We start from the raw sequence: 24206 nt of genomic DNA, 5'->3' as shown, positions 1-24206 counted from the left end.
CTATAATTTAAAGGTCGCCTAAGGGCGACCTTTTTTTGTACTATGAAAGACGCACTTATCATTGGCCAGGGAATAGCTGGTACGCTCGTTTCATTTGAATTACTTCAAAGAAATTGGTCTATCGATGTAGCGGACCATATCGAACCTTTAACGGCCTCTAAAATCGCTTCTGGCCTCTATAACCCCCTTGTTCTGAAACGACGTAGAGTGGTTTGGAAAGCACATGAAATGATCAACGTAGTTGAGAAGTCATACCGAACCATAGAGAAACTATCTGGTGAAAATTTTCTGCATACTACACCTGTATGGGAATCACTTCCCGATCCTGGAACAGAAAACGACTGGATGTCCCTTTCCGACAATCCGCACTTTGAAGATTTCATCGGAGTCATCCTATCTCCATCTAACGACGCGATAAAAGCCCATAAAGTAGGTGAAGTAGCGAAAAGTGGTAAAGTGGATGTCACGACCATGATTAGCGCATGGTCTAATTACCTCTACTCTATCCAATCAAAAATTGACGTCCGAATTGATCCAGAAGACCTTGTACAACGCGGAAACCACTGGGAATACAAGAATCAACTCTACAAAAATGTAATTTGGTGCAATGGCTTTGCTGAAGAGCATCCACACTTTGGCCAACTCCCCTTCTCTCCAACTAAAGGCGAAGTGCTGATTGTAAATGCCCCCACCCTTACACTCGACCATATCTTACATGGCAATGTCTTTATCATGCCGCTGGGAGGTCACACCTATAAAGTTGGGGCAACCTACTCGTGGAAGGATCTAACTCCCACGCCGACACTTGAAGGCAAAGAAACCCTTCTTGAAGGATGGAATAAGCTCGTGAATGCAGAATGTGAAATAATCGTTCATCAAGCAGGTATTCGTCCCAATGTAAAAGACAGAAAACCGCTTATCGGGTCCAGCCATATTCACGACGGTGTACACCTGTTCAATGGCCTAGGTTCACGTGGAATCCTCATGGCGCCATGGTTAGCCCAAAACTTTGCCGACTATCTAGAGGGAAAAGCTGAACTCTACCCAGAAGTAAACGTCAATCGATTTACTGCTTGATTGCATCCTTCTTGTACTTCACATTAATGTGAAGCCAAGTAATACGACTCAAGCGGAAAACAAATGGAGATAATAGAATCAGAGATCCCACCGTGATGCCAATAACATAACCGATGCTCAAATCAAGAATTAAGCTCGAAATCACATAAGATGCTACAAAGATGGCCACTGTGTAAGCGTAACTTACGTACATGGCTCCATAATAGAAATTAGGCTCAGGTTCGAACGTCTGACCACAAACGCTACACTCAGAATTAATCTCAGTCATGTGCTTCAAATCGTATGGGTTGCGATTCTGAAACATTTCTCCTTCATGACAACGTGGACATTTCCCCTTCGCTATTCCGTAAATCTTACTGCCTTTGCCAAACATTTGTGTGGAATTTCCGGCAAAGGTACTATATAGGACAATCGCCTGTCTTACTTTTGTCACACATGTTGAGTCTAAATAAAATTGCACTGCACTTTGGAGGAGAAACACTCTTCCAAGATATTTCTTTCCTCGTCAATCCAGGAGATCGAATCGGTCTGATTGGACGAAATGGAGCGGGTAAATCGACCTTGCTCAAAATCATCGCAGGAAAGATCAGTCATGATAGCGGCGAGGTAGCTCGCCCGAACGGTTACAAAATCGGTTTCTTAACCCAAGATATCCAACACAAAAAAGGAATCACCATTTGGGAGGAAACTGCAACGAGTTTTGAAGAAATCCAACACCTTGAGAAGAAGTTGGAGCAGCTCAATTCGGAACTGGCTACTCGTGAAGACTACGAGAGTCAGGCGTATATGGACTTGGTCCACGACTTAACCGAATTCCAAGAGCGATATCAGCTGTTAGGTGGCTATACCTATCAAGCCGACATGGAGCGCGTACTTATCGGTTTGGGTTTTACTCAGGCTGAATTCAGTAGAAACATTGAGACATTCTCTGGTGGATGGCAAATGCGTGTTGAACTCGCGAAAATCCTCCTTCAAAAAAACGACTTACTCCTTCTGGATGAGCCGACGAACCACTTGGACATTGAATCCATCATGTGGTTGGAAGAATTCTTGAAAGAGAATCAACAAGCGGCTATTATCGTTTCGCACGACCGTGCCTTCTTGAACAATGCGACCAACCGAACCATTGAAATATCATTAGGTCGCAGTTACGATTTTCCAGTTCCATACCACAAATTCGTTGAGCTTCGCGCCGATATTCGCGAAAAGCAGATGGCGGCAAAGAAGAATCAAGAAAAGGAGATCAAGCAAACGCAAGAACTTATCGACCGATTCCGTGCAAAAGCCAGTAAAGCCTCCTTTGCCCAAAGCTTAATTAAGCGATTGGACAAAATGGATATTCTCGAAGTGGATGAGGAAGACGACAGAGAGATGCACTTCCGCTTCCCTCCCGCACCTCATTCTGGAAAGGTTGTTCTGCGAGGTACTGATATCGAAAAATCGTACGGTGAAAAGCAGGTATTGACCAAGGTTGATATCGAAATTGAACGAGGAGATAAAATCGCTTTTGTTGGACAAAATGGTCAGGGTAAAACCACGTTGGTGAAAGTACTTCTGGAAGAAGTGGAACACGGTGGAAAAGTAGAGACAGGCCACCAAGTAAAAGTAGGCTACTACGCTCAGAACCAAGCCGATGCTATGGACGGCAATAAAACGGTTCTCCAAACCATTGAAGATGCCGCTGACGATGAAACTCGCAAGCGTGCCAGAAGTCTATTGGGCAGTTTTATGTTTACAGGAGAAGATGTAGACAAGAAAGTAAAAGTCCTTTCCGGTGGTGAACGCGGTAGATTAGCACTTTGTAAAATGATGCTTGAACCGGCGAACGTCCTCATTCTGGATGAGCCGACCAACCACCTCGACATGCGTGCAAAAGACGTTCTACAAAGAGCGCTTCAGCAGTATGACGGCACCTTGATCTTGGTATCGCACGACCGTGACTTCCTCAAAGGCTTGGTGAACAAAACCTACGAATTCCGTGAAGGAAAAATCACTCCTTACCTCGGTGGTATCGAGTTCTTCCTCGAGCAGCGCAAAATTGAAGACATGCGCCTCATTGAGAAGAGATCCGTAGAGCAAAAAGAGAGAAAAGAAAAAAGAGATACGCGCAAGGATAGCAGAGCCGAACGCGACGCTGAAAAAGCAAAGAAGAAGGTTGAAAGAGACCTCCAGAAGGTTGAAGAAGACATTGAAAAACTAGAAACTCAAATAGCCGAATGGGATGAGCGCTTGCTCGACTCGGAAGAGTATGCAAAACTCAGTGCCCAAGATGGTTTCTTTGAGGAATACGAACGTACCAAGAAGCAACTTCAAACCACGCTGGAATCATGGGAAAACCTACACGAAAAATTGTCGGAATTCTAAGTCTTTTAGCTTCCATTCCCACATTTGCCCAACAACCCAAAGCGGTGATTGGCATTACTGTGGATCAAATGAAAGCAGAATATTTAGAGCGATTTGAACCTTACTTCAAAGAGGGGTTTAGAAGACTCCTCGACGAGAGTTTGGTGTATAGAAACAACCACTACTCACACGTACCTACTTATACAGCACCGGGTCATGCCACCATTTTCACCGGTGCTCAACCCACCGATCATGGAATTATTGCCAATGATTGGTACGACCCCTTTCAAAAGAGAATGGTGTACTGCGTGGAAGATTCTACGGTAGAAAGTGTGGGTAGCGATTCGGACAATGGAAAAATGTCTCCTCGGAACTTACTCACCACTTCCCTTCCCGACGAAATTGCTCTCTCCACTGCAAATAAAAGCTACATTGGCTCTGCTAGCATCAAAGATCGCGGAGCGATACTCCCCGGTGGCCATGCCGCCGATGATGCCTACTGGTTCAGTCCTGATGATGGTTTTATTACCAGCACCTACTATCACAACGAATTGCCAGAATGGGTGGCGAACTTCAACACTAATCACAGTGATTTAGCAGCCTATGTTGAAGACTGGGATTACTACGTAGATGAAGAAGCCTACGCGAGCTGCTTGGCGAACGACAATAGCTATGAAGCCCAGATCGCTAGAAATGGCCAATCGGGTTTTCCCTATGCAACATCCGACCTGATTAAAGTTGCGGGTCCGGGTGTTATTCGCGTCACACCATGGGGCAATCAACTCGTTACTGATTTTGCTCTAGCAATGCTCAATGCCATACCCGACACTCTTTTGGAAGATGAAGCTGTCGATTTCCTGGCTTTCAGTTATTCCTCTACCGACTATATTGGACATGCCTTCGGTCCCCGAAGTCGAGAAGTCATGGATGCCTATCTCCGTCTGGATCACGAAATCGGCCGACTTCTCGAAGCGCTCGATACGAAATTTGGCAAGGGGAACTACATCCTCTTCCTCTCTGCCGATCATGCTGTTGCAGAAAACCCAGCACATGTAGCGGAAGAAATCGGACTTCCCGTAAAAAGTCACAGCGGGGCTGATATTGAAAGTGAGATGACCGACTTGGCCATTGATGTCCTTGGGTTCAATCCCATCGAAAAATTACAACGCGATCAGATCCACTTTAATCGAACAAAGCTGGAGGAACACAACATGACAGCAGAGGAATGTGCACTCATCCTCCAAGATGCCTTCAGAAAATTTGACTGGTTATCTCACAGTTATACCCGCAACCAAATCCTCTCCTCTAGCAATAGAGCAGCTACACAACGTAGCTCAACTCTCGATAGACGATCTGGAGATTTGTTCTTGGAAATGCGCGATAACCACCTCATTTATGGCCGAACTGGATCTTCTCATGGCTCTGGATACACCTACGACACCCATGTGCCAATGATCATTTATGGAACCGATAAACCCGCTGCAAACATTTACCGCAAAACAGCAGTAGTAGACCTCGTTCCTACCTTATCATTCCTCCTAAAAATACCACTTCCACACAGTGCTTTTGGTTCTGTACTCCATGAAGCTTTGTAGTTCATCGTGTATAAACAACCATTCATCGAAGGACAGCTGTCTATAATCGAAAACCCTTACTTATAGGCATCATTGCGATGATTCGTGATTAGTTTTGTAGTCGGATTCCTACTGGGATTCAAAACACTAAACACGAACATTGAGCACTTCAAAATTTCATATTGATTCGATCCGTACGAGCTTGCTTGCATTGGGAGTTTTCCTAAGTGTATTTGCAATGGGTCAAACATGGAATGGAAGTACTTCTAGTGACTGGAACAACAGCGCAAACTGGAACGGAGGCGTACCCGGCTCAAATTCTACGGCTACCATTCCAGGCAATACTACACATAGCCCAAGCATCACCTCCAATGTTACGGTGAAGAACTTGGTGATTGGTGACTGGAACAACCCGACTACGCTTTCTGTAGATGGAGGTTCGCTTACCGTAAAGGAAGACGTCTCTCTCTACAACTTCGGTGAATTGAAAATGACATCGGGATCCATCCTTCTTGATCGAACCAAGAATGCAAGCTTCAGTTTTGCATACACAGATGCTAAAATTACACTGCTTGGGGGAACCTTTACCAGTGACCTTGACATTCAAGTGAACGGTTCCTTTGATGCCGGCAACGCCAATGTAATCATGAACGGCAATCTCACCATTGGCTCGAATAAATCGGGATCAGCTATTGGTGGAACGTGGACTATCAACAACAACCTCAATGTGTTAGGTAGTTTAGACCTTGCCTCTACAAACCTGAATGTTCAAGGAACCTTGGCGATTGGCAGCGGAGGTATTCTTTACGCCGGAACAGGAAATCACAACCTATACGGAATCTTTGATGTAGGCAACAACGGAACATACTACGGTGAAGACGCCTATACCATTGTATACACTGCTATTACAGCAAAAAACTCTGCTTATATCAGCGTTGACAATGGAACGATAGAATTCAGAAATGACGTTGATCTGTTCCAAACAGCCACTTTAGAAGTCGTGGGATCAGGTACCGTTAGCATTGTCGGTTCAGGTAAATTCAAACAAGACGGACACCTCTTGATTGGAGATGGTAACCTAGCCGTTTCTGGTGATGTCACCTTTCAACAAGGAGGAACACTTGACATTGAAGCTGGAAACGTAAGTATCTCGGGAAATGCAACCTTTAGCCACTCGGGAACCATGAACGTTGCAACCGGTACGGTTACCATTGATGGCAACGCCGAGTTTGATCAAACTGGAACGGTGAATACCGACAGCGCTACTATCAACATTTATGGCAACCTGACCTTGGGTTCGAACGGATCTACCTTTAATGCAGGTGAGTCTACCATCAACCTCAATGGGGGTACGTTTACCAACAATGGTACTTTCAACCCAGATAGCAGTACTGTGAACTTTACAGGAGATGCGGGTCAAACCATCAATGGAGATATCACCTTCTACAACCTGAATGTTGAAACCAACGGTGAACTTACTGCCAACGGTGATGTGATTGTATTGAATTCAACCGCCGTAGATTCATCTTCAACCGTTAGTGTGGAAGATGGACACGACTTGGACCTTCAAGGTGAACTCACAGATCCAAGCGGAAACATCGACATTACACGTCCGTATGTTCGTCACATTACGTCGGTAACCACCACCTCTGTGAAACTAGAGTTCAACGAACCAGTAACGCTTGCTAGTGGAAACACTACTTCCAACTATGCGGTAAACCGCGGACTAACCGTCACATCAGCAACGGTTCAGTCGGATGCAAAGTTTGTGGTATTGACACTTTCCGGCGCGATGAACTTGTCACAAGAGTACAGTTTCACGCTGAACAACATCATTGGTGCCGTTCACGGTGCAACGATTAGTACCGATCACATCAAGAGATATATTTACAAGCCAGCGACTAACCCTCCTGGAACCGGAATTAGCAATCTTCGCCTTACTGTAAGCAATACAACTTCAGCCAAACTGAATTGGGATATGAACGGCGCCTCTGGTGTGCTCATCATCCTTAGTGCTAAATCTGCCGTATCTGTATCACCTGTCGATTTTCAAGAGTATACTTCTTCAGCCATCTTTGGCTCTGGCAGTGAAATGGGAAACCAACAATTCGCAGTTTTCTCAGGCAGCGACTCATCTGTAACGATCTCAGGCCTTACACCAAACAAGGAATATCACGCCGCAGTCTTTACATACAATGGCAATTTCCCTAGCGGAGCATCGTATAACACCTTACAGGTTTCCCGCATTCGTTTCTCAACTTCCTTTGAAGTGAATGCCAAGCTCTTCTTGTCCGGAGCAATGAACGATTCTGGAGACGAAATGAACAACCAGTTGGTACAAGCAGGAGTACTCCCTATGTCTCAACCCTTCCAATCGATCTATAATTACGACGGGACAGAGAGTATTTCATCCTATCCTAATACAGATATTGTAGATTGGGTAATGCTTGAATTGCGGAAAGCACCATCGCCGGGTGAGGCTTTAGACAGTACAGTGGTCGCTAGAAGAGCACTCTTCCTTTTGAAAGATGGTCGTATAGTAGATATTGATGGAAGCTCACTTCCCGTGTTCAACCTTAACCACCCAGGAAGTTTTGTAGCAGTCGTATATCACAGAAATCACTTGCCGTCTATGAGTGGAGATACTCTTACCATTGATGGCAGCAATCACTACAGTTTAGACTTCACCGCATCAAGCGACGCGTGGTACGAAACCAATAGTGCTGTAATATTGGAAACAGGAGCATTTGCAGTTTCCAGCGGAAAGACAGTGCAGGGTAATGATTACGAAGTGGATGAGCAAGCCTACATGAATTCTTGGAACAACAAAAACCAAGCTGGCTATCTATCGAATGATGTAGATTTAGATGGATATGTAGACTCCTCTGATAGGGCTAAAATTTTCAATTCAAGAAATGCGAAAATCACAATGCCCGCTCAAAGCAACGGGAAGTAATAGCCCTCAATAATTAAGTTCTTTTTTAGCATAAAAAAACACGGATTTTTACCCGTGTTTTTTTTATTATTTCTAGCGCTCTTTTATCAGAATAATCCTACATGATAAAACGATAGTGTAAGAATAATAGCACTGAAAACTGCCTATTCTTCCATCTCCATAAAGCGGTGTCCGAAGTTCACCAAGTCCACCACACTTTTAGCACCGAGCTTGTTCATTAGACGAATCTTATAAGTACTCACCGTCTTCTCAGAAATGTCCAATTGGTTGGAAATCTCCTTATTTGTGAGTCCATTACTCAGCAGCTTAAGCACTTCACTTTCACGCTTGGAAAGCTTCATGGCACTCACTTCACCTCGTCTATTTTTACGATAGAGATTCTCGTTAAAATACTCATCTCCTCGCATCACAAGTTTGATAGCCTTTATAACTTCCGAAGGATCTACATCCTTAGACACATATCCTGAAGCCCCCATTTTACGGGCAGTTACGCCGTAAATTTCTTCGGGATGCATACTTAATATGATAACTCTAAGTTCTGGATGATTCTCTTTGATATCGCGAATAGCGGTGATGCCGTTCATGCGTGGCATGTCGATATCAAGTAGTAAAATATCCAAATCCTTCTCGGCCAATTTCGCCTGAAGATCCTCTCCATCCATAGCTTCCATCACCAAGGTCATTTCCGACTCTTGTGAAATGAAAAGCTGTATCCCTCTACGGATAACAGCATGGTCATCTGCAATTCCTACGTGGATCATTTTAAAAGTGGTTTAAGGCTAAAGTAAGGATTAATGCGATTATGTGTTACATTAATATTTTTTACGACTTTTGGGAAAGAGAGCGCAAGAGAATATAAAAAGAACACATCTGCCTTATGGTTATTTTTGAGGCAATTTGTTTAGTCATTGCATCCATCTCCCTTATTGGATTTATCTGGACACTGACCCGGTTATCTAAGAGTGCGAGAGTGGTGGAACGACTAGAACAGGAGCTCGAGGAATTGAGCAAGGAGAGGGACGACCTGGATTCGCATGTTGCGGATTTACGAGCTGCAGAAAACTTACTTAGGACCACAAATTACACTCGTGCAAAGATCATGTCGATCATCTCGCACAATGTGAAGGGACCCCTAAAGTATTTACATTATGTTTCCAACTTCCTAGACCAAAACTGGGACAACCTTACCAATGAAGAACTGAAGAAGTCATCTTTGGCCATCATGGACACTTCGCATTCGCTGTATGACCTCGTGGACAATGTCCTCAAATGGTCGAAGCAACAGAATGCTGAAATTCAATTTAATCCAGAGCGTTTCTCAGCGAGGGAACTCATCGATGAAGAGATTAAAATTCAATCTCCACTTTTCGCCCCTAAAAATCTGGATGTAAAGAATTTAATTGACGACAGCTTTGAGCTTATTGCCGATAAACACTTGCTCCGATTGATGTTGCAAAACATCTTTAGCAATGCGATCAAATTCTCCACTGAAGGCGGAACCATTCGTATTAAAACGAAGAGAAATGGCGATAGCGCAAGCATCTTAATTGAAGATGAAGGCGTTGGGATGAGTAAGCGTGAAATCGAGCGAATCTTCGACATCAACGATCACTACACTCGCCCTGGCACCAATAATGAAAAGGGAAATGGAATTGGTCTATTGATTATTCAAGACCTCATCTCACTTCACGGTGGTAGCATTCACTTTAGAAGTCGGCCAGAGAAGGGAACAACTGTAGAATTGTCCTTCCCTCTGCAAGAAGAAACGGCTAACGTAGCTTAGCGAAGCACGTCGGGGATTTCGCAAACTGGAATGGGTACCATCTTGTGACGATTGGCTCGGTTGAGACGAATGTAGATTTCAAACACCTCTTTCTCTCTTCCGAAGAAATCTGAAGCTAACTTACCTGCTTCATCCATCTTCATAGCCCACTCTAGCTCAGGGTAAGAAGCTCCAATTTGGTCTTCATCCGTCCGGTCGTCTCCCCACAAACCATCGGTTGGAGGAGCCACTTGAATAGCCTCCGGAACACCCAGCGCTTTTGCCAATTCGTACACTTCCGTTTTCACTAAGTCGGCAATAGGCGAAACATCTACCCCGCCATCTCCGTACTTGGTGTAAAAGCCCACGCCGAAATCCTCCACCTTGTTTCCAGTGCCAGCCACCACGGCATTTCGCAATCCCGCATAGTAATATAAGGTGGTCATACGCAATCTCGCACGTGTATTCACCAAACTGTGATGGTGTCGAGCCTCATCCTCCACTTCCGGCAAGGCATCCACAAAATCGTCAAAAATCTGGGTCAGATCCAGTCGTTCTTCACTCACATTGGGAAAGCGTGATTTCAACTGTGCAATGTGCTCTTGAGCACGAGTTACCTGAGATTGGGCTTGATGAATCGGCATTTCAACACAAAGCGTAGGCAATCCAGTGAGGGAACACAGCGTTGAAGTCACGGCGGAGTCGATGCCGCCGCTTACTCCTACCACAAATCCCGTGGTTCCGGATTGCTCAACGTAGGACTTTAACCAATTAACAATGTGATCGATGACTTTTTCTGTATTCATGACTCGTGCTTTGTGGCTACCTTTGTGGCGAAAATACGACAGAGTGAAGAGAACATTCCACAAATCGATAGGGTTCTGCGCACCCGCCCTACTTTTTCTGGGAGCATGCGACAGCAACCGTTTAGACGTAGATGTGAGCGACATTTCTGCAGGGGTTCAGATTGAACATTTTGCGGACGCTTATTATGGAGGAGATAGTGCGGATTTCTACAGCAAACTCCCCTCCCTCCGAGAAATGTGCCCTGAGTATTTTGTGGGCACAGATAGTTTGATTTGGGTTGATCGCCGATTCAACAAGAGTTTAGTCCAATTGTACAACGACTCTAAGATTGGAATCCCCGAAGCGAAGATGGAGCGTGTTGAAGCTGAACTAGAAAACGGTTTCAAACACCTGCACTACTATTTCCCGAATGAAGGAGAATTCACCGTATTCACATATATCAGCAACTTATTCTTTTCTTCTCCAGTTCTGGTTAATGACAGTACGAATACAGTGTTTATTGGGCTTGATCTCTACCTGGGAATTGACCATCCAGCCTATAAACCCGTTCCAGAATACATTGCGAGACGATTCAATTCACAATACATTGCACCAGATGTGTTTGGCGAAATTGCCCTAGAGAAACTAGGAGAAAGTGAAGTAGACGAAACCCTCATTCACGACATGATCCGAATGGGAATTGCTCGCTACTTTCAAGAGGCCATGCTTCCCACTACGCCACCCCATCTGTTCTTCGGGTATTCCAAAGACGAATTCGACTTCTGCACAAGCCACGAAGTTAACATCTACACCTACTTCGTAGAAAATCAACTTCTGTTTGACAGCAGCATCGACTCCAAACGTCGCTTTATGTTCGAAGCGCCGTTTAGCAAGTTTTACGCCGACATCGACAACGAAAGTCCAGGTAGAGTTGGCGAATGGTTAGGTTGGAAAATTGTACACTCCTACATGGACGCCCATCCAAACACTTCCTTGGATGACCTGTTAAATATGACCGATTACGAAACTCTTTTTCGCGAGTCTCGTTATAAACCCGTTCGATAAACAAGCCCACAACTATGAGCGACACACATAAATCTCAAATCACAATAGACATTGAATTGGACGTTAACCGCGTTCCCGAGAAAATGTCATGGCACGCACCAGACGGCGGTGTTGACCACCAAGACACCAAGGCATTTATGCTAGGTGTTTGGGATGATAATGCACAAGAGACTCTTCGCATTGACCTATGGACCAAAGACATGCCAGTAGATCAAATGAAGAAATTCTATCATCAGACCTTTTTATCCATGGCCGACAATTTTGAACGTGCCACCGACGAAAAAAACATGGCCGACGACCTGAGAGATTACGCTGCGCACTTCGCCGACAAGTTCAATCTCTTGAAGAAGTAATAAAAAAGCCACCTCAATTGAGGTGGCTTTTTTTGTATTTCAAATCCGAGGATGGAAGATTACTCCCCTCCTCCGATAAACAGATTCTTTGTTTGATCCACCAAAGTGTTGATGTATTGAAGAATCTCCATTCGACCAATTTTTGAACTTGCCGAAGTGCGAAATTGAGGTGGAAGCTCCTCCCAACGGTTCAGCATCTTTTTCGAATACGCCGCAAGGTTCTTCTGCAATTGAGTACTGCTCAACTTATCGAGTTTGGTAAACACCATGCTGAACGGAACGCCCTCCTCACCCAACATCTCCATGAACTCCAAGTCCAATTTCTGCGGTTCATGACGACAATCGATTAGAACGAACAGATTCACCAAGTTCGAACGTCCTGTCACATAGTGATGAATCATCCCGGCAAACTTCTTTCTATCCGTTTTACTCACCTGTGCATAGCCGTAACCCGGAAGATCGACGAGATACCACTCATCGTTCACATTAAAGTGGTTAATCAGTTGCGTTTTCCCTGGCCTCCCAGAGGTTTTCGCAAGATCCTTATGATCCACGAGCATGTTGATCAGACTACTCTTCCCCACATTGGATCTGCCGATAAAAGCAAATTCCGGGCGATCGGCCTTTGGACACATGTCGGCACGTGGACTACTGACTACAAATTCCGCTTTTCGGATGACAAATGGTGATTCACTCATGCCGCAAAGGTAGGGTTTTGAGCGTGTCTTGCCTACCCACTTTCAATCCTGCATACGAAGGTCCATTTTCCATCGTTAACAACTTATTCCCACTTTCTCCCACTTGCTAATTATCAGTATTTATCGCACTTTAGCAGAGTGAACAGTCCACATAAGGCCGAAAGTTATCAACAGCACGGCTAATTGTGGGGAAAAGTGGGAGGTTATTTTCTACTTTTGAATCAGAACGAATCTAAAATCCAACCGATTGAATCTCATCGGAGTACATGAATGTAAGATGGACGCCAAAGGGCGTTTACTCCTGCCGGCGGGGCTGAAAAAGCAGCTTTTGCCTGTACTGGATCGTGGATTCGTGCTCAAACGAAGCGTTTTTCAAAAATGTCTGGAACTCTATCCTATGACAGAATGGGAAAGCGTAATGGGTCGAGTTAACAAGCTCAACCGCTTCGTGAAAAAGAATAATGACTTTATCCGCATGTTCACAGCCGGTGTTAAGGTGATCGAAATCGACGGCTCGGGAAGAATCCTCATCCCAAAGGATCTCATGCAGTATGGCGGACTCTCCGGCCATCTGGTATTATCAGCTTCGGTTGATATGATTGAGATTTGGGATAAAACAGCTTACGAGGCTGTTCTGGATGACCCTGAGGTAGATTTCGCCTCTCTTGCAGAGGATGTGATGGGCGGTGCAAATAGTGCCGACCATGAGCTATCATAACCCCGTACTACTCAACGAATGCATCGAAGGGCTCAACATTGAGCCGAGTGGCACTTATGTGGATCTCACATTTGGAGGCGGCGGTCACAGTAGAGCGATTCTCGAAAAACTAGGACCTGACGGACGCTTGTTCGGATTTGATCAAGATCCAGATGCACAAGCCAATATTCCTGACGACCCTCGTTTCACGTTGATCCCACAAAACTTCGCGTTCCTTGAGCGCTTTCTGCGATTCTACAATGCCATTCCATGTGACGGCATCCTTGCAGACCTCGGTGTAAGCTCTCATCAATTCGACGAAGTTGAAAGAGGGTTCAGCATTCGCGGCGATGCGGATTTGGACATGCGCATGAACCCAACGTCGGGTAAAACGGCTGCGGACATTCTTGCCGATTACGAAGAGGCTGATCTAGCCAATGTCCTGTATCGATACGGAGAGATTCGCGCCTCGAGAGCCATCGCAAGAGCCATTGTAGCCCGAAGGGAAGAAGAACCCATTAAGCGCGTGAGCGACTTGTTGAATGTCATCTCTAAGTGGACTCCAAAATTCAAGGGTCACAAGTTTCAAGCTCAGGTTTTCCAAGCCTTGAGAATTGAAGTAAACGGAGAACTTGACGTACTGAAGGAAATGCTCGCCAGCACTCCTAAAGCACTTCGCCCGGGTGGTCGACTAGTGATTATGAGCTACCACTCTCTGGAAGACCGAATGGTGAAGCAATTCATCCGTGAGGGAGTATTTGAAGGTGAGGCCGAAAGAGACATGTACGGCAATCGCTTTGTCCCTTTTGAACCAGTAGTGAGAAAAGCAATCGTTGCGAACGAAAGTGAAGTGGAAGAAAACTCACGTGCGCGAAGCGCTCGATTGAGAATTGCAGAACGAACGGAATACAATCCGAAATGAGCAAAACAGGGTCAGCCATAGCAGACATTGTTAGAGGGAGCTTCCTCGGAAATGAGAGAATCACAAAGCTTCTCCCATTTGCCGTGTATGTGACCTTTCTCGCTTTGGTAGTGATCTACTACTCGCATTCAGCGGATAGAAAGGTCCATCGAATAAACGCCCTTAGAACGGAAGTAGACGAACTGAAATCTGAATACCTCGATACCAAAACGCGATTGATGCAATTAGGACTCGAGAGCACTGTAGAAGATCGCGTAGCTGAACTCGGACTTAAAACATCGGAACACCCACCCATAGAACTGGTCGTAGAAAATGACTGAACAGGGAAAAAATATCATCACTAAACGCACTATGCTCATGGGTATCCTCATGGGCGTTTTCGCATTTTCCGTGATGGGAAAACTGTTCTACACTTACTTTGGCGAAGGAAGAGAACTGCGTGCACGAGCAGAACGTCTCGCAACCCGCGACATGACACTAGAAGCCGAGCGCGGCAATATCTACAGTTCTGATGGAAAACTCTTGGCCACCAGCATGCCCGTGTACGACATCTACATGGATCCAGGCGCTCCTAGCGATGAGAACTTCAACGCCAATATCGCCGCACTTGGCACCGAACTTTCCAAGATGTTCCCTACCCGCTCAGCATCTCAATGGACGGCCTATTTGAAATCTCGCCGTGCAGACGGCGATCGCTATGTTCGCTTGGGAGACGACCTCACCTTTAGCCAGCTGCAACGCGTGAAATCCTTCCCACTTTTTGAGCTAGGCAAGTACAAAGGCGGACTCATTTCTGAAGAACAACACTACCGCAAAATGCCGTTGGGTAGAATTGCTGAGCGCACCATTGGATATGACGGCGAAAACAACCAAGTAGGCGTTGAAGGAGCTTTTAGCACCTACCTCACAGGGAGAGACGGCCACCGCCTAATGCAAAAAATTTCCAACGGCAACTGGAAGCCATTGGATGATGAAAACGCAATTGCCCCAAGAGATGGTCAGGATGTAATCACAACCATCGACACCAGAATTCAAGACGTTGCCAATCGCAGCCTACTGAACGCACTTAGCCACTATGAAGCCGATCACGGTTGCGCTATTGTGATGGAAGTGGCTACAGGAAAAATTATCGCTATTGCCAACCTCGGCAGAACTGCAAACGGAAATTACTACGAGCAACTGAATTACGCCGTTGGAGAAAGTACAGAACCTGGGTCTACTTTCAAGCTTGCCTCACTTATGGTAGCACTTGAAGATGGAGTGATTGACACCTCAGACATCGTTGACACTGAAAATGGAATTTACACCATCTACAACCGAAAAGTAAAAGACTCCAACGTTAGATGGGGGCGAGGTGGATACGGCGAAATCAGTGTAGCCGAAGCCTTCCGCAAATCGTCGAACACAGGAATTGTCAAGGCGATTTATCCCGCCTACAAAGACCGTCCTCAAGCGTTCATCGATCGACTTTACCAGATTGGACTTCACGAAAGGACCGGGATTCAGATTCGCGGTGAAGCATTGCCAAAAATCCCAACTCCTGAAGATGCCAATTGGTCGGGAACAAGCTTACCATGGATTGCCTTTGGCTATGAGGTTCAAATGACACCACTTCAAGTTCTAACCTTCTACAACGCTATTGCGAATAACGGGAGAATGGTTCGCCCAAGAATTGTCAGTGAAATCAAAGAAAGTGGAATCACCATTCACGAATTCTCTACAGAGATTATCAATCCTGCAGTTTGCAGCGAACCCACACTAAAGAAGCTTCAGACACTTTTATCAGGTGTCGTTGCCCACGGAACCGCTCGCAACATCCGGTCAGAAACTTTCAACATGGCCGGAAAAACAGGCACATGTCAATTGAACTACTGGCTAGCAGATCACAATGACTATCAAGCATCATTTGCCGGATACTTCCCTGCTGAAAACCCTCAGTACAGCTGCATAGTAGTAGTGAATAAGCCAAACCCCGCCCTCGGCTATTACGGCTCCACTGTAGCGGCTCCAGTTTTCAGAGCCATTGCAGATGAAGTTTACAGAAGCACCCCGAGAAGACAGGAATTGGAAGAATTGGAAGAGCCTGTTCTCACTCACACCACTGGAAACGAATCCATTGAGACCAGTTTAGAAAACGGAGTGATTCCTGACTTGCGCGGAAGAAACGGAATGGAAGTCATCAGCCTCCTAGAAAACATGGGATATAGAGTTCAGATTGAAGGTGCTGGAAAAGTACAACGCCAGTGGCCAAGTCCCGGAACTCAACATTCAACACAGCAAACCGTAGTACTCAAATTGGGATGAGAATACTAAAGGACATATTGTACAAAACCGGAATCGACGAGATCCAAGGTAGCACGAACGTAGCCGTTCAGAGCATTGTCTTTGATTCACGCAAAGTGAAAAAGGACTGCCTGTTTGTTGCGGTTCGCGGAACTCAGGTAGACGGACATCAATTCATCCCTCAAGCCATCAGTAGCGGAGCCCGTGCGGTTATTTGCGAAGAAGCTCCAAAATGCGACTTAGGCACCACAACGCTTGTCATTGTAAAAGACTCCGCTCAGGCCCTGGGCCAAGTTGCCGCGAACTACTACAACGATCCGTCAACAGAACTGAAGCTCGTTGGAGTAACCGGAACCAACGGCAAAACCACAACGGCTACATTGATGTATGAGCTATGCATGGCCTTAGACAAAAAAGCAGGCCTACTCAGCACGGTTCGAAATAAAATTGGCAAAGAGGAAATTCCAGCAACGCACACCACACCTGATCCGGTAACGATCAACAAACTACTGCGTCAAATGGTAGATGCAGGCTGCAAATATGCGTTCATGGAAGTGAGCTCGCACGGCCTTCACCAAGGCAGAGTAGACGGTATTCAGTTTGCCGGAGGCGTGTTTACCAATATCACCCACGACCACCTAGATTATCACAAGACGTTTGACGACTACATTCTCGCCAAGAAGAAATTGTTCGACATGCTCCCCGCTTCGGCGTTTGCCCTTGTAAACGTGGACGACCGACATGGAAACACCATGCTTCACCACACCAAGGCGAGAAAACTTGGATTTGGACTTCGTAAACCGACCGACTACAAAGGGCGGATCATGGAACAGCAGCTCAATGGGACTCTCCTTCGAATCAACGACAAGGAGTTCTGGACAAAGTTGATAGGAGACTTCAACGCCTACAACATCACTGCGGTTTACGCTGTAGCTCGTGAATTGGGCTTTGATGAATTGCACACACTCACTGCACTCAGCACATTGGGAGCGGTTGAGGGAAGATTCCAATATGTTCGGTCACCAAAAGGCTTAATCGCCATTGTGGATTACGCCCACACGCCAGACGCCCTTAAAAACGTGCTCGAAACCATCGAAAATCTTCGCACAGGTAACGAAACCGTGTATTGCGTGGTGGGCTGTGGCGGCGACAGAGACAAGAGCAAGCGACCTGAAATGGCACACATCGCAACCTCTATGGCCGACAAAGCCATACTGACCTCCGACAATCCTAGAACCGAAGATCCAGAAACCATTCTTCGCGATATGGAAACCGGAGTAGAACCACAGAACTACGGAAAACGACTCACAATAACTGATCGAAAAGAAGCTATTCGAACCGCATGCTCTTTGGCGAACGCTGGAGACATCATACTCGTGGCAGGAAAAGGACACGAGAAGTACCAAGACGTCAATGGAACCAAGCATCCATTTGACGATATCGCCGAATTGAACAACGCCTTTACTGAATTACAGAAGTAATGCTGACTTATCTATTTGACTACTTAGACACACATTTCGACTTCCCTGGAGCCGGTGTATTCCAATACATCTCCTTCAGAGCGGCTATGGCTATTGTCACTTCACTTCTGATTTCCATGGTAATCGGCAAGCGAATTATCAGCTTCCTTCAAATCAAGCAGATTGGAGAAACCGTGCGCCAACTCGGACTTCACGGAGAAGACCTCAAGAAAGGAACACCTACCATGGGCGGTATTATCATCCTTTCTGCCATTCTCATTCCGGTATTGCTCTTCGCAGATCTCGGCAATGTCTATATCCAAATGTTGTTGATTACAACCGTCTGGATGGGCGCCATTGGCTTCCTAGACGATTACATCAAAGTCTTCAAGAAAAACAAAGAAGGCTTGCGCGGAAAATTCAAAGTAGCTGGGCAAATTGGGCTGGGCATTATTGTGGGCTCCATGTTGTACTTCCATCCGGACGTCACCATCAAACAAGAAGCTCAAACCATGCATGCCGCTACCGAATTTCACGGCGAAAACTTTAAAGCGACACCCGCTTTCACCGATCCAGAGAAATCAACCAAAACCACTATCCCATTCTTTAAGAACAATGAGTTCGATTACAGTCGACTTATCACTTGGATCAGTGAAGATCTAGCAGAATACTCCTGGTTGGTATTTATCCCTATCGTGATTTTCATCATCACCGCTGTATCGAACGGCGCCAACTTAACCGATGGACTAGACGGATTGGCGACAGGAACCTCCGCCATTGTTGCCACGGCACTGGCTGTGCTGGCCTACGTAAGTGGTTCCGTAATATTCGCCGACTACCTCAACATTATGTACATCCCTCTTTCTGGAGAGATGGTAATTTTTGCAGCGGCATTCATCGGAGCATGCATTGGGTTCCTATGGTACAACAGCTACCCTGCCCAGGTATTTATGGGAGACACAGGTAGCTTAGCCATTGGCGCTATCATCGCGGTATTTGCAATCGCCGTTCGAAAAGAGCTCCTCATCCCTATTCTCTGTGGAGTGTTCTTGGTTGAAAATCTAAGTGTGATTCTGCAAGTGAGTTACTTCAAATTCACCAAGAAGAAATATGGTGAAGGAAGACGCATTTTCCTCATGTCACCTCTCCATCATCACTATCAAAAGAAAGGATACCACGAAGCTAAGATTGTCAATAGATTCTGGATTGTAAGCATCATGCTTGCGGTCTTGGCCATCATCACCCTAAAACTCAGATAAAAAGTGGGCAAAAAGTCCCTAAATATCACTGTACTCGGAGCCGGCGAAAGCGGGGTTGGCGCAGCTATCCTAGCCGTAAAGCTAGGTCACCAAGTCTTCGTGAGCGATGGCGGCCCGATCAAAGACTCCTTCAAAGCGGAGTTGGATGCGGCTGGTATTGAATACGAAGAAAACGGTCATGACAAAGCGAGAATCCTCAAGTCGAAACTCGTAATTAAAAGTCCGGGCATCCCCGAAAAAGCAGCCATCATCAAAGCCATTCGTCAACGCAGAATTGAGGTCATTTCAGAGATCGAATTTGCGTATCGAAACACCGACGCCACCATTGTTGCTGTGACCGGATCCAACGGAAAGACCACAACAGCAAGCCTCATCTACCACATTTACAAAAAGGCTGGTTTGAATGTGGGATTGGGCGGCAACATCGGAAACAGCTTTGCCAAGATGGTAGCAGAAGATCCGAAGGAAATCTACGTGCTCGAAATCAGCAGTTTCCAATTGGATGACTGTGTGTATTTCGCACCGTACATCGCCATCCTTACAAACATCACACCCGATCATTTGGATCGATACGACTACAAACTTGAGAATTATGTCGATTCCAAGTTTAGAATCATTCAGAAACAAGAGAAAACAGACCATTTCATTTACTGTGCAGACGACCCTGAAACTCTCAAGGCCTTTGCCCGTAAAAAAATTAAGTCGAATGCCCACGCATTCAGCTACAACCACAAAGTAGACGACGGCGCCTACTGGAACGAAGAACAGCAACACATTACATTAACGATAGACGAAGACCCAATGAACATTGAAGACCTAGCCCTGCAAGGAAAACACAACGCGTACAACAGCATGGCAGCCGGCATGGCCAGTCGATTGTTGAACATCCGCAAGGAGACAATTCGCGAAAGCCTTTCGGATTTTGACGCACTAGAACACCGCTTGGAGCCCGTAATGGAAATCCACGGGGTTGAATTCATCAACGACTCTAAAGCTACCAACGTAAACTCCACCTTCTACGCACTAGAAAGCATGAAGAAAAACTTGGTTTGGATTGTTGGTGGTGTGGACAAAGGAAATGACTACGAGCAGCTGATTCCAATGGTCGGTCAGAAAGTAAAAGCCATTGTTTGCCTTGGTAAAGACGTGAGCAAGATTCACACTGAATTTGAAGGCGTAGTGGAAACCATCACGGACGCACACAGCATGAAAGAAGCGGTAACTGCAGCGTACAAACTAGCAACAAAAGGAGATGCCGTATTGCTCTCTCCAGCCTGTGCAAGCTTTGACCTCTTTGAAAATTACGAAGACCGCGGTAGACAGTTTAAAGAAGAAGTTCGAAATCTGTAAATGAATAGAGTACTCAAATACTTTGAAGGAGATCGCACTACTTGGGTGATCGTATTCCTCCTTGCCCTTTTCTCGTTTATGCCAGTGTATAGCGCGAGTAGCAATCTCGCGTTTCGGTACGGCGATGGAAACGTGATAAGTATGCTCGTGAAGCACGCTGTTCACATGGGGCTGGGCATTGCTTTGATGTATTTGGTACACCGGGTTCAATACCGATATTTTGCACCGTTGAGCTTGTTGATTTTCCCGCTTATTGCCGGACTCCTCCTCTTCACTCTTGTAAACGGACACGAAGTAGCTAACGCCAGCAGATGGGTACGTATTCCTATCGTTAATGTTACGTTCCAACCTTCTGCCCTGGCTTCCATTGTGCTTATCACCTACCTCGCCAGATTCATGGCGAAGTACGGCGACAATTTCAAGAGTTTTAGAGACACCTGGCTCAAGGGACTTCTACCCATTGGTATTATCTGTGGGTTGATTTTTCCCGCCAACGTTTCAACAGCGGCCATCATCTTCACCCTGTCCATGATTGTACTCTTTGTAGGCGGCTTCCCGCTTAAGTACATTCTAAACATCTTCATGATTGGAGTGGCCTCACTCGGCTTGTTCATTCTAACGGTGACAGCATTCCCAGGCATCAGCAACCGACTTGACACTGCGGTTACTCGTCTATCCAGTTTCTGGTCGGGCGACGAAGAAGCCAACTACCAAGTGGAACACGCGAAAATGGCCATTGCACGCGGTGGAATTGTTGGACAAGGCCCTGGTAAAAGCGGACAAAAGAACTTCTTGTCACAAAGCGAAAGCGACTTCATCTACGCCATTGTGAACGAAGAATTCGGACTTATTGGCGGCTTCCTCATCTCGATGGGGTATGTCTGGCTCTTCTTCCGAATCATTCGAATTAGCATGAAAGCCGAAGATAAATTCGGACGACTTCTAGCATTTGGTATTGGAACAGGAATCATCTTCCAAGCCTTTATCAACATGGGAGTAGCCGTAAACCTACTTCCTGTAACCGGACAACCTCTCCCCCTCATTTCCTCTGGCGGTTCATCCCTTTGGATGACATGCATTGCCTTGGGAATGGTTCAGAGTGTTGCAAGAGGATTGACCCCATCTGCAGAGATTGTAGACGAAACTAAAATGTACAACGACAATATACCAGCAGACGCTTATGCCTAACGTGAAGAAATTTATGGTAAGTGGCGGCGGAACTGGAGGACATATTTTTCCAGCATTGGCCATTGCCAACGAACTAAAAGCAACCTACCCCAATTGCGAAATTGAATTTGTAGGCGCTCAAGGTCGTATGGAAATGGAGCGAATTCCTCGTGAGGGATATACGATTCACGGGTTGCCCATTGTTGGCCTCAACCGCCAGAGCATGGCAGCCAACTTGAAATTTCCTGTTAAGCTCATTCGAAGCATTGCGCATTGTCGCAAGATCCTTAAGAGTTTCCAGCCTGACGTAGTGATTGGCACTGGTGGATTTGCGAGTGGCCCACTCTTGTACGTTGCACAGCTTATGGGAATCCCAACCGTGATTCAAGAGCAGAATAGCTACGCTGGCATCACGAACAAACGATTAGGCGCTAAAGCCAAGGCGATTTGTGTTGCCTATGAAGGTATGCACCAATTCTTCCCTAAAGAGAAAGTACACCTCACAGGAAACCCCGTTCGACCAGCAATTCTCAACAGCAACACTTCTGCGGAAGAATCGAAAAGGGAATTTGGCCTCGATCTCAACAAGCCTACCCTTCTCGTTTTAGGCGGATCTCTAGGGGCTCGAAGAATTAATGAAGCCATAGAAAGCCTCATAGATTGGGCGAAGGAGAAGGATGTCCAGATTCTATGGCAATGTGGGAAGCTTTACTATGAGGCCTTGGAAACCAAGCTCGGCAATCATCCTGGTGTATTCTTGCATGCGTTCATTTCCGACATGAATAAGGCATACGCTTGTGCCGATATCATCCTATCGAGAGCAGGTGCGGGAACCATATCGGAGCTAGCCATCATTGGTAAGCCAACCATCCTCATTCCATCTCCTAATGTTGCCGAAGATCACCAAACCAAGAACGCATTAGCATTGGTAGAAAAGAAAGCGGCATTGCTCATTCGCGAAAGTGAAATAGACAGTCGATTGGAAGCTGACCTCGAGCGACTTCTCCAGGATGAACCCAGGAGAAAATCATTGTCAGAAGCCTTGCTCAAACTCGCTATACCAGACGCTACGCAACGCATTGTGAAACTCATTGAACCACTCATCAAGTGAACGCTAATTCGTACAGCCATATCTTCTTTCTAGGCATCGGTGGCATCGGTGTGAGTGCTCTTGCGCGGTATTTTCATGCCAAGGGCAAGCAGGTGGCTGGTTACGACAAAACCGACTCCCCTCTCATTCGCCGTTTGGCAGAAGAGGGAATCAACGTCACGTTCGACGATCAGTGGAATCACTTGCACAGCGACTATAGAGATATTGAAAAAACGCTTGTTGTTTACACTCCGGCTGTTCCTAAGAACACCAACTTGTTCAAGTACTTCGCTGAGAACAAGTTCGAAATGCGCAAAAGAGCCGCCGTACTTGGTGAGATCGTAAACAGCGGAAAAGGTGTTGCGGTTGCAGGCACCCATGGAAAAACCACCACATCCAGTATGGCTGCACATTTACTGCACCATGCCGGCATCAATGCGAGCGCCTTCCTCGGAGGAATTGCCAATAATTTTGGCAGCAACCTCGTAATAGGTCGAGCCCAAGAAGTGGTGGTAGAAGCGGACGAATACGATCGTTCCTTTATGTCCCTACACCCTAGCTTCACTGCCATCACTTCCATGGATCCAGATCACATGGACATTTACGGCAATGCCGAAGAAATGGTAGCCACGTATAAGGACTTTGCCAAGCAGGCATCCGAATCGGGCATTGTAATTCACAAAGCTGGACTCCCATTGGAGGGTCCGAGTTACGGTGTTGAAGTTGAAGCTGATTATAGCGCAAAAAACATTCGGGTTGAGAACGGCTGGTTCGTCTTCGACTTGATCTTCCCTCACACCACACTCAAAGACGTAAAGGCCGGATTACCTGGTCGACACAATATTGAAAATGCGGTAGCCGCTGCAGCCTTAGCCTATTTGGCGGGAGCTCGAGTGAAGGATATCGCTTCAGGCATTGAAACCTTCAAGGGAGTGAAGCGCAGATTCGACTTCGTACTGCGCGAAGACGATCATGTTATTATCGATGATTACGCCCATCACCCACAGGAATTGAAGGCCATCATCTCTGGAGTTCGTGAGCTTTATCCCGACAAAAAACTAACCGTTCTCTTTCAGCCTCACCTGTTTAGCAGAACGCGCGACTTTATGGTAGAATTTGGAGAAGTATTGAGTTCGGCTGATCAATTGAGACTGCTGGACATCTATCCAGCTCGAGAAGAAGCCATCCCGGGAATCACCAGTTCTGCCCTGTTGAAAAAGTGCAGTGTAGAAGGTGCAAAAGTCCTTTCCAAGGACGAAGTCATTGACGACATTCGCGGCCTCAATCCAGAGCTCCTTCTCATCCTTGGAGCTGGAGATATTGACAGACTTGTAGAACCCTTAGTCAACACCCTTCAATCGTGA

Annotated in this window: 21 protein-coding genes; 17 read left to right on the top strand and 4 right to left on the bottom strand. The window is 46.1% G+C overall.

Translation table 11 applies throughout. The features are described 5' to 3' along the window. The first annotated feature begins 42 nt into the window (after positions 1 to 42). Positions 43 to 1077 (top strand): NAD(P)/FAD-dependent oxidoreductase, encoded by a 1035-nt coding sequence (locus tag F8C82_RS00190; protein WP_151691424.1) that lies wholly within the window; start codon positions 43 to 45, stop codon positions 1075 to 1077. Here F8C82_RS00190 and F8C82_RS00185 read toward each other — a convergent pair. Next, positions 1067 to 1450, bottom strand: coding sequence for a DUF983 domain-containing protein (locus tag F8C82_RS00185; protein ID WP_151691423.1), 384 nt, complete (start codon positions 1448 to 1450; stop codon positions 1067 to 1069). The genes F8C82_RS00190 and F8C82_RS00185 overlap by 11 nt on opposite strands. Positions 1451 to 1512: 62 nt before the next feature. Between F8C82_RS00185 and F8C82_RS00180 the strand changes: the two genes are divergently transcribed. From F8C82_RS00180 to F8C82_RS00170, 3 genes are all read left to right on the top strand, one after another. Beyond that, complete coding sequence (locus tag F8C82_RS00180; RefSeq protein WP_151691422.1) at positions 1513 to 3441, top strand: ABC-F family ATP-binding cassette domain-containing protein; 1929 nt, start codon at positions 1513 to 1515, stop codon at positions 3439 to 3441. Continuing rightward, the gene (locus tag F8C82_RS00175) at positions 3405 to 5015 is read left to right on the top strand and encodes an alkaline phosphatase family protein (RefSeq protein WP_151691421.1); all 1611 of its coding nucleotides are present in this window, start codon (positions 3405 to 3407) and stop codon (positions 5013 to 5015) included. The genes F8C82_RS00180 and F8C82_RS00175 overlap by 37 nt, the downstream gene beginning before the upstream one ends. A 139-nt stretch (positions 5016 to 5154) precedes the next feature. Next, positions 5155 to 7950: a hypothetical protein gene (locus F8C82_RS00170; RefSeq protein ID WP_151691420.1), complete on the top strand. Its 2796-nt coding sequence runs from the start codon at positions 5155 to 5157 to the stop codon at positions 7948 to 7950. 143 nt (positions 7951 to 8093) lie between these two features. Here the strand turns inward: F8C82_RS00170 and F8C82_RS00165 are convergent, their stop codons facing one another. Beyond that, complete coding sequence (locus F8C82_RS00165) at positions 8094 to 8711, bottom strand: response regulator transcription factor (protein WP_151691419.1); 618 nt, start codon at positions 8709 to 8711, stop codon at positions 8094 to 8096. Between the two features lie 116 nt (positions 8712 to 8827). Here F8C82_RS00165 and F8C82_RS00160 point away from each other — a divergent pair, with 116 nt between their 5' ends. Beyond that, a complete protein-coding gene (locus tag F8C82_RS00160) occupies positions 8828 to 9733 on the top strand; it encodes a sensor histidine kinase (protein WP_151691418.1) in 906 nt (301 codons plus the stop codon). Here F8C82_RS00160 and nadE read toward each other — a convergent pair. After that, on the bottom strand, positions 9730 to 10518 hold the full coding sequence (gene nadE, locus F8C82_RS00155; protein WP_151691417.1) for an NAD(+) synthase: 789 nt from the start codon (positions 10516 to 10518) through the stop codon (positions 9730 to 9732). The genes F8C82_RS00160 and nadE overlap by 4 nt on opposite strands. A 43-nt stretch (positions 10519 to 10561) precedes the next feature. Between nadE and gldB the strand changes: the two genes are divergently transcribed. After that, positions 10562 to 11563, top strand: coding sequence for a gliding motility lipoprotein GldB (gldB, locus tag F8C82_RS00150; protein ID WP_151691416.1), 1002 nt, complete (start codon positions 10562 to 10564; stop codon positions 11561 to 11563). Between the two features lie 14 nt (positions 11564 to 11577). After that, a complete protein-coding gene (gene gldC, locus F8C82_RS00145; RefSeq protein ID WP_151691415.1) occupies positions 11578 to 11916 on the top strand; it encodes a gliding motility protein GldC in 339 nt (112 codons plus the stop codon). Between the two features lie 59 nt (positions 11917 to 11975). On the opposite strand, the gene yihA is transcribed toward gldC, so the two are convergent. Next, entirely contained in the window at positions 11976 to 12614 is a 639-nt protein-coding gene (gene yihA / locus F8C82_RS00140) for a ribosome biogenesis GTP-binding protein YihA/YsxC (RefSeq protein WP_151691414.1), read from the bottom strand. Between the two features lie 247 nt (positions 12615 to 12861). Here yihA and F8C82_RS00135 point away from each other — a divergent pair, with 247 nt between their 5' ends. The 10 genes from F8C82_RS00135 to murC are packed head-to-tail and all read left to right on the top strand — an operon-like array spanning position 12862 to position 24206. Beyond that, positions 12862 to 13332, top strand: coding sequence for a division/cell wall cluster transcriptional repressor MraZ (locus tag F8C82_RS00135; RefSeq protein ID WP_151691413.1), 471 nt, complete (start codon positions 12862 to 12864; stop codon positions 13330 to 13332). Further along, on the top strand, positions 13319 to 14233 hold the full coding sequence (gene rsmH, locus F8C82_RS00130) for a 16S rRNA (cytosine(1402)-N(4))-methyltransferase RsmH (RefSeq protein WP_151691412.1): 915 nt from the start codon (positions 13319 to 13321) through the stop codon (positions 14231 to 14233). Before F8C82_RS00135 ends, rsmH begins: the two co-directional genes overlap by 14 nt. Further along, positions 14230 to 14553 (top strand): FtsL-like putative cell division protein, encoded by a 324-nt coding sequence (locus tag F8C82_RS00125; RefSeq protein ID WP_151691411.1) that lies wholly within the window; start codon positions 14230 to 14232, stop codon positions 14551 to 14553. The genes rsmH and F8C82_RS00125 overlap by 4 nt, the downstream gene beginning before the upstream one ends. Positions 14554 to 14590: 37 nt before the next feature. Further along, positions 14591 to 16537, top strand: coding sequence for a penicillin-binding protein (locus F8C82_RS00120; RefSeq protein WP_223279399.1), 1947 nt, complete (start codon positions 14591 to 14593; stop codon positions 16535 to 16537). Then, on the top strand, positions 16534 to 17997 hold the full coding sequence (locus F8C82_RS00115; RefSeq protein WP_151691409.1) for a UDP-N-acetylmuramoyl-L-alanyl-D-glutamate--2,6-diaminopimelate ligase: 1464 nt from the start codon (positions 16534 to 16536) through the stop codon (positions 17995 to 17997). Before F8C82_RS00120 ends, F8C82_RS00115 begins: the two co-directional genes overlap by 4 nt. Further along, entirely contained in the window at positions 17997 to 19235 is a 1239-nt protein-coding gene (mraY, locus tag F8C82_RS00110; RefSeq protein ID WP_151691408.1) for a phospho-N-acetylmuramoyl-pentapeptide-transferase, read from the top strand. The genes F8C82_RS00115 and mraY overlap by 1 nt, the downstream gene beginning before the upstream one ends. Positions 19236 to 19238: 3 nt before the next feature. Next, positions 19239 to 20585, top strand: coding sequence for a UDP-N-acetylmuramoyl-L-alanine--D-glutamate ligase (gene murD / locus F8C82_RS00105; RefSeq protein WP_151691407.1), 1347 nt, complete (start codon positions 19239 to 19241; stop codon positions 20583 to 20585). Then, a complete protein-coding gene (locus tag F8C82_RS00100) occupies positions 20586 to 21773 on the top strand; it encodes an FtsW/RodA/SpoVE family cell cycle protein (RefSeq protein ID WP_151691406.1) in 1188 nt (395 codons plus the stop codon). Further along, positions 21766 to 22863 (top strand): undecaprenyldiphospho-muramoylpentapeptide beta-N-acetylglucosaminyltransferase, encoded by a 1098-nt coding sequence (gene murG / locus F8C82_RS00095; RefSeq protein WP_188477435.1) that lies wholly within the window; start codon positions 21766 to 21768, stop codon positions 22861 to 22863. Before F8C82_RS00100 ends, murG begins: the two co-directional genes overlap by 8 nt. Then, positions 22860 to 24206, top strand: coding sequence for a UDP-N-acetylmuramate--L-alanine ligase (murC, locus tag F8C82_RS00090; RefSeq protein ID WP_151691405.1), 1347 nt, complete (start codon positions 22860 to 22862; stop codon positions 24204 to 24206). The genes murG and murC overlap by 4 nt, the downstream gene beginning before the upstream one ends.

This window comes from Phaeocystidibacter marisrubri, assembly GCF_008933165.1.
Taxonomy (GTDB): domain Bacteria; phylum Bacteroidota; class Bacteroidia; order Flavobacteriales; family Schleiferiaceae; genus Phaeocystidibacter; species Phaeocystidibacter marisrubri.
Note: the sequence above shows the minus strand (reverse complement) of the source record. Positions and strands in the feature narration are given on the sequence as shown.

Coding starts and splice junctions, on each gene's coding strand:
- gldC (WP_151691415.1), top strand. CDS start 11,578: ATGAGCGACACACATAAATCTCAAATCACAATAGACATTGAATTGGAC.
- yihA (WP_151691414.1), bottom strand. CDS start 12,614: ATGAGTGAATCACCATTTGTCATCCGAAAAGCGGAATTTGTAGTCAGT.
- nadE (WP_151691417.1), bottom strand. CDS start 10,518: ATGAATACAGAAAAAGTCATCGATCACATTGTTAATTGGTTAAAGTCC.
- mraY (WP_151691408.1), top strand. CDS start 17,997: ATGCTGACTTATCTATTTGACTACTTAGACACACATTTCGACTTCCCT.
- F8C82_RS00160 (WP_151691418.1), top strand. CDS start 8,828: ATGGTTATTTTTGAGGCAATTTGTTTAGTCATTGCATCCATCTCCCTT.
- F8C82_RS00175 (WP_151691421.1), top strand. CDS start 3,405: ATGGGAAAACCTACACGAAAAATTGTCGGAATTCTAAGTCTTTTAGCT.
- F8C82_RS00115 (WP_151691409.1), top strand. CDS start 16,534: ATGAGAATACTAAAGGACATATTGTACAAAACCGGAATCGACGAGATC.
- rsmH (WP_151691412.1), top strand. CDS start 13,319: ATGAGCTATCATAACCCCGTACTACTCAACGAATGCATCGAAGGGCTC.
- F8C82_RS00125 (WP_151691411.1), top strand. CDS start 14,230: ATGAGCAAAACAGGGTCAGCCATAGCAGACATTGTTAGAGGGAGCTTC.
- F8C82_RS00165 (WP_151691419.1), bottom strand. CDS start 8,711: ATGATCCACGTAGGAATTGCAGATGACCATGCTGTTATCCGTAGAGGG.
- F8C82_RS00180 (WP_151691422.1), top strand. CDS start 1,513: ATGTTGAGTCTAAATAAAATTGCACTGCACTTTGGAGGAGAAACACTC.
- murG (WP_188477435.1), top strand. CDS start 21,766: ATGCCTAACGTGAAGAAATTTATGGTAAGTGGCGGCGGAACTGGAGGA.
- F8C82_RS00185 (WP_151691423.1), bottom strand. CDS start 1,450: ATGTTTGGCAAAGGCAGTAAGATTTACGGAATAGCGAAGGGGAAATGT.
- F8C82_RS00120 (WP_223279399.1), top strand. CDS start 14,591: ATGGGTATCCTCATGGGCGTTTTCGCATTTTCCGTGATGGGAAAACTG.
- F8C82_RS00100 (WP_151691406.1), top strand. CDS start 20,586: ATGAATAGAGTACTCAAATACTTTGAAGGAGATCGCACTACTTGGGTG.
- F8C82_RS00190 (WP_151691424.1), top strand. CDS start 43: ATGAAAGACGCACTTATCATTGGCCAGGGAATAGCTGGTACGCTCGTT.